This window comes from Pseudonocardia sp. TRM90224, assembly GCF_021245725.1.
Lineage (GTDB): Bacteria > Actinomycetota > Actinomycetes > Mycobacteriales > Pseudonocardiaceae > Pseudonocardia.
Window position 1 is genome coordinate 1 of the sequence record NZ_JAJGSX010000091.1, and the last position, 10,081, is coordinate 10,081.

The window sequence follows — 10,081 nt, forward strand, 5'->3', positions numbered from 1 at the left end:
CCGCTCCCCAACCAGGCTCTCGACCCACAACACACCTCCGGCTCGAGGTGTTGCGACGACCGGTTGAATCCGCCCTGGGCGCCTGCGTCGGAATGATGAATCAGTCCGTCGGTCGTGAATCCATGGACCGTCCGTCGCCGGGTGCTCAACGCCTGTTCCAGCGCCGACAGGGCCAGGTCTGCGGTCCTGTCCATCGACGCTCGCCAGCCGAGGATGCGACGCGAATACACATCGGTGATGAACGAGACGTAGCAGAACCCGGCTGCGGTCCAAACGTAGGTGAAGTCCGCCACCCAGATCGCGTCCGGTCTGGTCGGTGCCGACCACCCACGTTTGACCAGGTCGGGGGGGCGGGCAGCCCGCTCGTCGCGGGTTGTGGTCCGCGTGCGGTGCGCACCGCGGCGGACGCCCTGGATGCCAGCGATCCGCATCAGTCGTTCCACCTGGTCCCGGCCCACGCGCAGCCCAGCACGACGGGCGACGCGCCACAGCTTTCGTACCCCGTACGCAGACCGGTTCTTCCGATAGAGAGTGACGACGGCATTCACCAGATACGCTTCGTCCAACTGTGCATCGGTCACCGGTTGTGTCGGCCATCGGTAGAACGTGCCCGGGGCAATCGTGACGTCGTGCTGCGAAAGCACGGCACAGACTGGCTCGACCCCGAAACGGTCACGGTGAGCTGCGATGTACTCGCAGATCAGCGAAGTCGACGGTCGAGCTCCGCCTGGGCGAAAAACGCAGACGCCGTCTTCAAGATGTCATTCGCCCGATGCAGTTCGGCATTCTCCGCTCGCAGCCGCCGCAACTCCGCCTGCATATCCCGGTGGTCGCTGCCGGTCCAGCAGCTACCGGGTCCCCACCTTACTCAGCGCGAGCCCAGTTCCGGATCGTGGACGGGTTGATGTCCAACAGCGCACCCACATCCCGACGCGCAGCCAGCTTCGAGTCGCCGTGCTCACGCAACCGGTCCTGGTACAGGCGCACCGCGCGGGCACGGGTCTCATCGTCGAACTTCCGGGAGCGGACATAGCTCCAGTCTCCTTGCTAGATCAGGAGCCTCTCCCGCGCCCAGGACGGTTTACTCGCGCGACTATGGCGACACGTCCACCAGGGGTAGGTTGCAAGTCTCGGACGGGCGAACAAGAGCAGCCCGCCGACAACGCTGGCCACGCCGAGCAAGCAGACCACGAGCAGCCGGTCGCGCTATCGCCGGACAGCGACGAGCCCCACAGGCGCGCGACCAGCGTACGAACCGGGTGGCCAGTTCGACATCGACCGACGAACCGTCAGCGAGAACGTGGTGCCAGCACACGCGACACGCCGGCGCGACCTCGGACTTGAGAGCGTCCTGGCGGTTGGCCGGTGCTCCGTCGATACATCTCGGTGGTGGAGTTGATCTATCGCCCTTGGCCGTTTCGACGGGATCTTCCTGCTCCCAGATCCTGACGACGAGCCAGGCCGACGCCGTGAGCCGAGTGTCGGTGTCGCGGTCAGACGCCACCAGCTGGTGTCGGTCTTGGGTAGATGACCATGGCCGGGGGTCCAGTGCCAGAAGTGGCCGTCGACGAACACCGCGATCCACGTGCCGCGCAACAGGATGTCGACCAGCCGGCCGCAGTTCATCAGGTAAACCCTCTACAACGCCGAGTCCTGCAGGATCGAGCCGTGGAGCCGGTAACCGACGACTTCGCTGGCGAGAATCACCGCGTCCTCGCCGAGCGCGAGGTGCTTGTACCCGATGGGTTCTGGGGACGCCCAGGCCTCGTGTAGGCCGTTCACGAAGACGCGGTCCTCGCCGTCCTCCAGCGGCAGGTCAATGGTGTGCCCACTACGAACGAAGACTTCGATACGGCATGTCATCGGAAGAGCGTAGGACTCAGCGGGTCGCGGTTGCAGATGACCTGGCCGGCCTTGAGCGCGAGGGCGACTCCGACGCGGCCCATCTCGGCGAAGTAGGGCTTGATCTCGTCGGGCAGCACGGGTTGCGGATGCCGGCGCCGGGCCGTCTGCGCGACGTGCAGCGCAAGGTCGCTCATCCTCCCGATGTCGCCCGCACCGTGGAGGCGGACACACGATCCGCAGGTCGGTGGCCACCGGGGCCTCCAGGGCGAGCAGCGCGAACGCCCGCTTCTTCGGCAGCAGCCGGGGGCTCATCGACCTAGCCATGATCCGTCACGACCTTGCAGGACAACGCCGTCGTCCGAGATTCGGGCACCCACACCAGTGACCTCGCCACCAGGCCGGGCGGTCTCGTGCTTCAAGTCCGGTGTGGAACGGTGCCAGACAGAAGATCGGACGTCGCCCCGAAGGTACTGGGCGGCGTCCGAGCCGCACGGGTGATCGGGTTACCAAGCGTGCATGATGCGCCGCGTTGCTCGGTCTCGGCGTTCGCACAGCAAGATCGCCTGCTGACGCAGACCCGCGGCGCTGAGCCTCATCGGGGAGGACGGACCTTCTCTGCTGATACGGCCTTGGCCTGTCAACGTTCTCTGCCAGAACGCTTCTCTGCAATCCGCCCCGCAACAAGGGGTGCGGGCGATCGGCCGATAACCCAGCTGGGAACGCCGAGACCCGCATTTAGATCACCCGTGTGACAACGGGAGTATGGTGAAGTCACCGAGGAGATTCCGGGCTTCAGCGTCCCACCTCAGCGCAGGGAGTTTTCGGCCTCTGAGGGCCGGAGACTGGGGCCGCCGATGTCGGTCTTCGATGGTCATCACAGCATTTCGGATCATGGTGCTGGGTCCACGCGGCCTGATTTGACGACGGCCTCGCCTTCGCCATCTTCTACGCCAAGGTCCACAACCGGGCCCTGAGACCGCTGCACGCCACGGCCGCACCGCAAGCCCCACCACCGCTGCGCGCCGCGTTCCGCACCATCGACCGGCACATCGACGCCCGGTTCACCTAAACAGGGCTCCCGTCGGCGGCCGACGCGCTGCTGACCAGCACCAACCGACGGAGTAGCGAACTCACCCGTTGGTCGACCTCATGTCGTCTCCGCGCGTTCTGGATCTCTTGCCGCGCCCTCGGCGTTGACGCGCGGGCTTCGACGAATTGCGTCGCGGACCTGCGTGCCACGGCGATTCATACTTCTGGAGTATGCGCAGGCCGCTGTTCCGGTCGAGCGCACCGATCACGATGACTGTCGCGAAGATGATCGTCCCAAATAACGTGATCATCGCCGACGTTCCTTTCTGTCGCAGTTCGGCCAGCACTGTCGGCGGGCTGCGGGTGTCGCGTGGTCGGCGACGGCGCGTCACGACGGACCGGATGAGGCGATCGAGAGCCGACGATTGTCGGGCTCCTCCTTCTCGGCCTCGTAGATGATCGAACAAAAACAGAACGACGCCGGAGATTCGGAGGCCCGCGTTGAAAGTCCTCAACAGTATCAGACTACTCTCATTTTCCCTCGCCAGGGGACGAGTTGCGCCCCGGCGGGAGTGGGGTGAGGGCACCGCGGATCCTCCGAGCGTCATCGTCTACAACTGCAGCGAAGTACGCCAGGCGTGCGCGACCAGCAGTGTCTTCTCCAGCCCGCGACGCTTCGTCTGCCCGCGCCAGACGGCCTCGACGCTCGACCAGTGCAGGCTCACGCCCTCCAGCAGCAGGAGTAGGACGAACAGGTAGGCCTGATACTTCGCCGTCCAGCGCGAGAAGCCCCGCTTGGCGCGGCCTTGGCCTGCGGTGAAAGCTGATCAGACTGGCCGGGTACGCGCGCGCACCCGCCGCGGTCTCTCCAGCACCCGAAGCGGACAGATGGGAGTAGGGTGGGGTGACTGGCGGCATACCGAGCGCCGACATCCACGTCGGAGTCGTCGACAGCGCAGGCAGCCGGTTCGAGACCGGAGGCGGGAGCGCCGACATGATGTCGGTTCTCGGGAGTTCTCCACACAAGGCGGTCCTCCGCGTCACGTCCGCGCAACACGACCTGCGACTGGTGTTTCCGCGCACGTCGACCGCCGATGGCGTCCCGGACGGCGGCTGGTGGCCGCGGAGCCGGGATCCGGCGACGGAGCTGCCAGCGCTCATCGCCGCCGTCACGGACCGGCTGGACCCGGTGCGCCGGATCACACTGAACGCCGCGGCATGGGACGGTCGGCCTCAGATCATCATGACCATCGAGGGTCGGGAAGTTCGGCTCGACTGGTTCGGTGAGCGGGACGCGCACACGATCAGCTTGATCGGCTCACGCCGCTCGCGGCTCGACCTGATGATGATCCCCCCTGATACCGCCACGATTCTTGCGCTCGCCTGTCTCGCGATCGCAGCCGGTGCTCCGACACCGCACCGACCGGTTCCGCGGTCAGCCGAGCCAGACCAGGTCGACCGCTGGGAAACCGACGGCGGGAGCATCGGGAATCGACCTGGCGCCGGTCGAATACTCGCTCATCAGCGCAGGCGCGTCTGGCCGTAGCGAATCGCCCATGAACCGTGAGGTCGTCACATCCCAATCCAAGGACGTCCCAAACCAAACATCGGAGTCACATGGAACCGAGGAAGCCCCGGGACAGCCCCGACAACGAGATGGAGATCGTCGTGACAGGGCGCAACATCGATGCGCCCGCCCATTATCGCGCGCACATCGCCCTGAGGCTGGCCCGTCTCAAGCGCTACAGCAGCCACGTCGTCCACTTCGATGTCATGATCGACCACGAGAAGAACCCGCGCCGGCCCAAGACGAGCCACCGGGTCGAGATCACCGGCAGCGGACGAGGCCCGACGATGCGCGCCGAAGCATACGGCCCCGACTTCTCCGCCGCATTCGAGCTCGCGCTCGGCAAACTCGCGGAGCGGCTCCGCCGGACTCACGACCGTCGTCTGATGCACCACGGCCGGCACAACCCCACGTCAGTCGCCTCCGCAACCGCCCCACTCGCCAGCATCCACACCACCGACCCCGACTGACTCGTCGGAGCTGCGCCTGCGTCGAGGCCATGCTCACCAACGGGGTCTCACATCACCGACGCGCGGTCAACGGCGATGGGTGCTCGAGGAGCCGCTCGGCAGTACCGAACACAGCCGACATCTCACGAAACAAACCCGGTGACGCCGTGGTGAGCGTCCTCGCGGAGACCTGCCGGCGGCTCGAGGAACGCCAGGGATGGCTGCGCGTCCACCGGCAGGACCCGTCGCTTCCGGTGGGCCTGGCCGAGGCGACACTGGGCGAGCTGTTCGATCTACCGAGCTTTCGCGCGTTCGGCCCGCCGATGGGACGGTACGCATGCCTGAACAGGACCGCCCGCCTGCTTCGGCCATGATCCGTCCAGGCGGATCGTCGTGACGCGGTCGCTGGTCGCCACGCCTGCACCCGCACCCACCCAGTCGTTCGCCACCCAGTCGTTCGCCACCCAGTCGTACGAACCCGACCCGCTCGACGTCCGTTTGCACGCTCCGACGACGGACACCGTCATCGTCTGGGTCGCCAGCCGATCCGGCGGGCAGACGCGCCACTGCTGACCCTCCGGGTTCGCCAGCAATTCAAGCGGGCCTTGCACGTGATCCTCGATCTCTCGTCGGTGACGCGGCTCGACCCGACAGTCCGCTCAACCCGCTCGACGACGACGCCGGCCAGCTGCGGCACCAGCATCCGGAACCACTCAAGATCACACCGCGGGCATGATCACGAGGACGCTGTCGCTCCATCGCGCGACACGCCGGGGTCGAAACGATCACGAAATGTGGGCCAGATCCCGGGTCGGTGCCGGTCAGCTGGGTGGTGACGCTGGGCGCCGGGTCTGCTCTAGCCGTCGACGAGCGCATTGATGCCGGCGGCGAATCGCTCGTCACGGTTGTCGAGCCAGACGTGCGCGATCACCGCCACCTCCCGAAACGCCACTCGACTCCTCCAGATCACTCGACCTGAACGGCTCGGTAGCGGTCGCGCCGCGGCACCACGGCGTACGACACGCCGCGGTCCCACGACTGGCAACCCGGGTGGTCCCATGAAGGTGGCAAGAAACGGCTCAGACCGGTCCCATGACGGCGGCAGGCGACATGATCGCGGCCAACAGCCCAGAGTCGGTCCGCGAAGGCCAATCCCCGCAGTGAGGGCGGGGCGGACCTCGAGGACCAAACTCCCCGCGGGCCGCCCCTTGGTCCAGACCCCGTGAGAGGGAAGCTGGACCCGCACCAGCATGCTCCATTTTCGGCACCCGGGCGAGGCGCAGCGGGGTGACATCACGTGCTCGCGTAGCAGCGGACGAGTACCACATGCCCACACCGTCGTAGACAATCCGGACTACCTGGACCACGCCGCCGCCCGGCGGATGTCGCCCTGTCAGCAGCAACGCGTGGGTGGGCTTACTACTGGCACGGTCGACCCCGGCATCGTCGATCGACCGAGCATGGCTGAACCGTGGACGAGCGATAGTGAAGTGGCACCGGTGGGCCCGAGTGCACACTCGGTCCCAACCAGCCGAAAAGTATTCTAGAAGTCCATGCCACCCATGTTGGACGCGCCGCCGGCCGGGGCCGAGTTCCTTTCTGGTCTGTCGACAATGACGACCGCGGTGGTGAGGAACAGGGCCGCGATCGAGGCTGCGTTCTGCAGCGCCGAGCGGATGCCGCGATGCCTGGCTAGCCGACCTCCCGAACGGTCGTGGCCCAGGAGAGGCGCGGGCGACCGGTGACATCGTCATCGGTGCGACCATGCCGTCGGCGATCCCGGCGCCGCCCCCGCCGGCGGTGTCGTTCGACGAGTTTCACGGCCTACGACGAGGGCGTGATCGAGACGTCCCGGAGAGTGGAATGCCCGTCCTGCTCAGCTGTGATCGCGATCTGATAGGCTACGGGGACATTCTGCGTGCGGCATGGACCGATCACCTGGCGCCACGGGCGGCCGGCGCGCACTTGCTGCCGGTGGCTGGGCATACCAGCGGGTCGAAGATCTCGGGCAAGGCCTTGATCAGATCGTCGTGTCCAGGATACTGCCGGTCCAGCCAGCGCGCGGCGCTCAGGATCGTCACTCTGGTCGCGCCGGCTGCCTTGAGGGTGATCGCTGCCGACTGCGACTTGCAACCGCTTACCCAGGTGTCGTCAACGACGAGCACGTGCCGGCCCTCTACCCGGCTGCGCCACTCCTCGGCTACGGCGAAGCGGTCTGGTAGCGGCCCGTCGCCGCGCGGAGCCCCGATGTTGCTTCCGAGGTCGAGCAGGAGCTTGGCCTCGTCGTCGGCCCATGTGGAAGCCTGCTGTGCTAGCTCGACGACTGGGTGCGAGATGCCCGGTCGTCCCTGTGACGGCACGAACGTGATGCCCGTCCACGGCTCGCCAGCAGTCTCGCTGATGCAGTGTCGATGCAGGTACATCATGCCCAGTACCAGCAGCTTGACGTCACGCTTGTTGTCAGCCGAGGAGGCCTGCATGCGCTTGTAGCCGTACATCGTGAACCCCGACTGCTGGCGGTCCACGGCGTAGGACAGTGGCACCACGAGATCAGCGAGCTGGTCCCCGTAGCTGCGGCGGTGCCAGTCGCATCGCGAGCACAGTGCGTCCGTAGCGGGCCTGTGCAGACGTGGCAGACACCCTCGCCCCGCCGAATGGTGCCGAAGATCGCGCCGATCTGCCCGCGGAGCTCGTCCACGACGGACCCGGGGTCGTCGAACTCTGGAGATGCGCAGGATTCGGTCATCCCCAGCCAGTCGACACAGGCGTCAGCAACGCCTCGATGCGCCCAGGTTCGTTGATCAATGCCTCGACCAGTGACATGACCTCGGCAGTGCCGGCCGCGACATGAACGCCGGGCTGGCCAACTAGCTCCTTAGCCCACTTGTTCGCGGCCACCACCAGGTTCGTGAGGATGACCGGCCGCCCGTGGGCGACCGCAGCCTTTGCCTGAGTCCGGGCCCCACTGAACTCGCCCGCCTCCACCACGATCGTCGCCCGGCCGTACCCGGACATCACCGAGTTGCGCATCGGAAAGGTGTGCTTGCCGCCCGGTGCGTCGGGCCAGAACTGAGAGAGCAGTAAGCCCGTGCGGGCAACCTCGTCTTGGAGCGCGCGATTCTCTGCCGGGTAGTACCGATTGATGCCGGTCCCGATGACCGCGACAGCGCGGCCGCCTCGCTCCAGGGTCGCGGTGTGGGCGGCGGTGTCGATTCCCCTCGCAAGGCCGGACGTGACCGTCACGCCTCGGTCGACTAGACCCAGCGCTACCTCGCGAGCGATCGAGAGCCCCTTCGCCGAGGCGGTGCGCGATCCAACGACGGACACCGCCACGTCGCTGCTGACCAGGCGGCCGCGGTGGAAGAGGACCGGAGGTAGGTCGTGCACCGAGCGGAGCTGCGGCGGGTAGTCGGCATCCAAGAAGGTCATGAAGCCGAGACCTGCGGCTCGCCAAGTCTCGATGTCACGCTCGGCAGTGGTCAGAGCCTCGGGCTTCGCAAGGAGGTCGGCCGGGTAGTGCGACTCCCAGACGTGCAGGGCGCTCTCCGTCAGGGACACCTCTGCCACGACGTCGGAGTACTTCACGCCCTTTGGTCGGTTGCGCAGGAGCGCGACCAGCGCAGTTCGTTCGGCGTCATCCCAGGCCATGGATCGCACAATAGGGCGGTCAGCACCGTCCGGCACCATCGCACTCACCACCTCTCCCTCCAATCTGCGAACATATGTTCGATTATGCGCGCCTGCACTGACGTTTTCTCCTCAACGGCCCCGCCGGCTCGAGGTTGCAGCAGTCACGCGGTCGTGGTCGCTTCCTCTTCGGCGTCCGGATCTGGCGCATGCCGAGCGAGCTGCTTTCTCGGCTCGTTGACGAGGTCGTCGGCGACAGGGGCCCTGTTGTCGGGTCGATCGCGGCCTCGTCGATCGAGACCGTCGTCGACCCCGGGTTCGGGTTCCGCGCCGCCCGAAATCACAGCGGGAAGGGGTGGTGCACTCGTGCCAGCCGGCGCACCTCCCGACCGCATCCTGCAGGACTTCCTCGACGTGTACGAGGAGGCCGAGTACGCGGCCCTGACCGCGCTCACGGACGCTCTCGCGTGCGGCGCGAAGAAGAAGGACCGCATGGCTCTCGTCGCGCAGGCCGCCGAGCTGACCCGGCTCCGCACGCATCTGGCCGGGATCACCCGCCAGCTCAACCAGCGCGTGGGGCCGCGCCATCCCGAAAACGCTCGAGGACGCAGCCCTGGCCGCCCGACCCACGTCCACACTGAGCCTTTTCCATCCTGAGTTCAACTGGCCAGCATCAGCACCTGGACTGCTCTGACCAGGGCGTGGGCGCGGCTCGGGCTGGAGCGGATCTTGCGGAGGACCTTCCAGTTCTTGATCTCGGCGTTGGCTCGTTCCCCAGGCCCGCGGCGCCGGGCGTGAGCGGTGTTGACCTCCTTCTGGTCCGCGGTCAGGCGCCGCTTGCGGCCGGTGTCGGGGTCCAGACGCCGACGGCGCTGCGGAACCTTCACCGCTGGGCCGCCGCCCTGGTAGGCGGTGTCTGCGAGAGTCTGGATCCCGGCGGCGTTGACCGCGTCGATGATGCCGTGCTCGCGGGCAGCGCCCATGTCGTGCCGCGCTCCGGGCAGCGGCGGGGAGATCCAGATCAACCGTCCGGCCGGGTCCGCGATGACCTGCACATTCACGCCGTGGCACTTGTGCTTGCCCGAGTAGAAGGGTTTGTCCCGGCCACCAACAATGCCGACCCGGTCGATCCGCAGCAGCGTCCCGTCGAGGATCACGTGGGCCTTGCCGCGGGCGACCTCGATCGCCTCTGCCAGGGTCGGGGCCAGCACCGCCAACAGGTCGAACGCCTCACTCAGGTAGCGGTAGACCGTGGTGGTGCCGATCCCGAACCCGCCGGCCAGATCGGCGTAGGTCTCACCCTTGCGCAGGCGCGCCACGACCAACAGGGCCTGCCGCCCGGGGTCGAGCTTGCGCCACCGTGTACCGAGCTGCGCGCGGCGGCCCCGCAACAGATCGGCAAGCATGCTCATCGCTCGGGTGGACACCGACATCCCAGACGGGTAAGACAGCACCTTGAAGCTCCTGGTCAGGCGAGATGATCTAGTCAATCGCCCGTCTACCAGGAGCTTGTGTGCCACGAACGCGCGAGATCGGTGGTGGTAGAGGCCGGTTGAGTGTGGTG

General features: G+C 66.9%; 11 protein-coding genes and 1 other annotated feature. Of the genes, 5 read left to right on the forward strand and 6 right to left on the reverse strand.

The genetic code is table 11. The features are described from left to right. The 3 genes from LL648_RS43380 to LL648_RS45660 all read right to left on the reverse strand — a co-directional run. Window positions 1-704: IS3 family transposase (locus LL648_RS43380; RefSeq protein WP_255687618.1), on the reverse strand; the 704-nt coding region annotated here is incomplete at its 3' end. Beyond that, window positions 612-743: a sequence feature (AL1L pseudoknot), on the reverse strand. It overlaps the preceding gene by 93 nt. A gap of 895 nt (window positions 744-1,638) precedes the next feature. After that, a complete protein-coding gene (locus LL648_RS43385) occupies window positions 1,639-1,863 on the reverse strand; it encodes a hypothetical protein (protein WP_232668832.1) in 225 nt (74 codons plus the stop codon). Further along, the gene (locus tag LL648_RS45660) at window positions 1,860-2,039 is read right to left on the reverse strand and encodes a hypothetical protein (protein ID WP_308190469.1); all 180 of its coding nucleotides are present in this window, start codon (window positions 2,037-2,039) and stop codon (window positions 1,860-1,862) included. The genes LL648_RS43385 and LL648_RS45660 overlap by 4 nt, the downstream gene beginning before the upstream one ends. A 1,832-nt stretch (window positions 2,040-3,871) precedes the next feature. Here LL648_RS45660 and LL648_RS45990 point away from each other — a divergent pair. The 4 genes from LL648_RS45990 to LL648_RS43405 all read left to right on the forward strand — a co-directional run bounded on the left by LL648_RS45990 (window position 3,872) and on the right by LL648_RS43405 (window position 5,463). Then, window positions 3,872-4,420, forward strand: coding sequence for a DUF5994 family protein (locus LL648_RS45990; RefSeq protein WP_374112225.1), 549 nt, complete (start codon window positions 3,872-3,874; stop codon window positions 4,418-4,420). A 110-nt stretch (window positions 4,421-4,530) separates the two neighbouring features. After that, window positions 4,531-4,911, forward strand: coding sequence for a ribosome hibernation-promoting factor, HPF/YfiA family (gene hpf / locus LL648_RS43395; protein ID WP_232668833.1), 381 nt, complete (start codon window positions 4,531-4,533; stop codon window positions 4,909-4,911). A gap of 146 nt (window positions 4,912-5,057) precedes the next feature. Beyond that, complete coding sequence (locus tag LL648_RS43400; protein ID WP_232668834.1) at window positions 5,058-5,264, forward strand: hypothetical protein; 207 nt, start codon at window positions 5,058-5,060, stop codon at window positions 5,262-5,264. A gap of 19 nt (window positions 5,265-5,283) precedes the next feature. Continuing rightward, window positions 5,284-5,463 carry a hypothetical protein gene (locus LL648_RS43405; protein WP_232668835.1) on the forward strand — a complete coding sequence of 60 codons (180 nt, stop codon included), beginning with the start codon at window positions 5,284-5,286 and terminating at the stop codon, window positions 5,461-5,463. A 1,361-nt stretch (window positions 5,464-6,824) separates the two neighbouring features. Here the strand turns inward: LL648_RS43405 and LL648_RS43410 are convergent. Then, entirely contained in the window at window positions 6,825-7,415 is a 591-nt protein-coding gene (locus LL648_RS43410; protein WP_232668836.1) for a phosphoribosyltransferase, read from the reverse strand. A gap of 217 nt (window positions 7,416-7,632) precedes the next feature. Then, window positions 7,633-8,538 carry a DNA-processing protein DprA gene (locus LL648_RS43415; RefSeq protein WP_232668837.1) on the reverse strand — a complete coding sequence of 302 codons (906 nt, stop codon included), beginning with the start codon at window positions 8,536-8,538 and terminating at the stop codon, window positions 7,633-7,635. Window positions 8,539-8,883: 345 nt separating this feature from the next. Between LL648_RS43415 and LL648_RS43420 the strand changes: the two genes are divergently transcribed. After that, window positions 8,884-9,174, forward strand: a complete 291-nt coding sequence (locus LL648_RS43420; RefSeq protein WP_232668838.1) for a hypothetical protein — start codon at window positions 8,884-8,886, stop codon at window positions 9,172-9,174. Window positions 9,175-9,176: 2 nt separating this feature from the next. Here LL648_RS43420 and LL648_RS43425 read toward each other — a convergent pair whose 3' ends face one another. Then, window positions 9,177-9,971, reverse strand: coding sequence for a transposase family protein (locus tag LL648_RS43425; protein ID WP_232668839.1), 795 nt, complete (start codon window positions 9,969-9,971; stop codon window positions 9,177-9,179). Window positions 9,972-10,081 lie beyond the last annotated feature (110 nt).

Bases quoted from the DNA above. Each gene is read 5' to 3' on its own strand.
- LL648_RS43385 (WP_232668832.1), bottom strand. From the start codon at position 1,863: ATGACATGCCGTATCGAAGTCTTCGTTCGTAGTGGGCACACCATTGAC.
- LL648_RS45660 (WP_308190469.1), bottom strand. From the start codon at position 2,039: ATGAGCGACCTTGCGCTGCACGTCGCGCAGACGGCCCGGCGCCGGCAT.
- LL648_RS45990 (WP_374112225.1), top strand. From the start codon at position 3,872: ATGTCGGTTCTCGGGAGTTCTCCACACAAGGCGGTCCTCCGCGTCACG.
- hpf (WP_232668833.1), top strand. From the start codon at position 4,531: ATGGAGATCGTCGTGACAGGGCGCAACATCGATGCGCCCGCCCATTAT.
- LL648_RS43415 (WP_232668837.1), bottom strand. From the start codon at position 8,538: ATGGCCTGGGATGACGCCGAACGAACTGCGCTGGTCGCGCTCCTGCGC.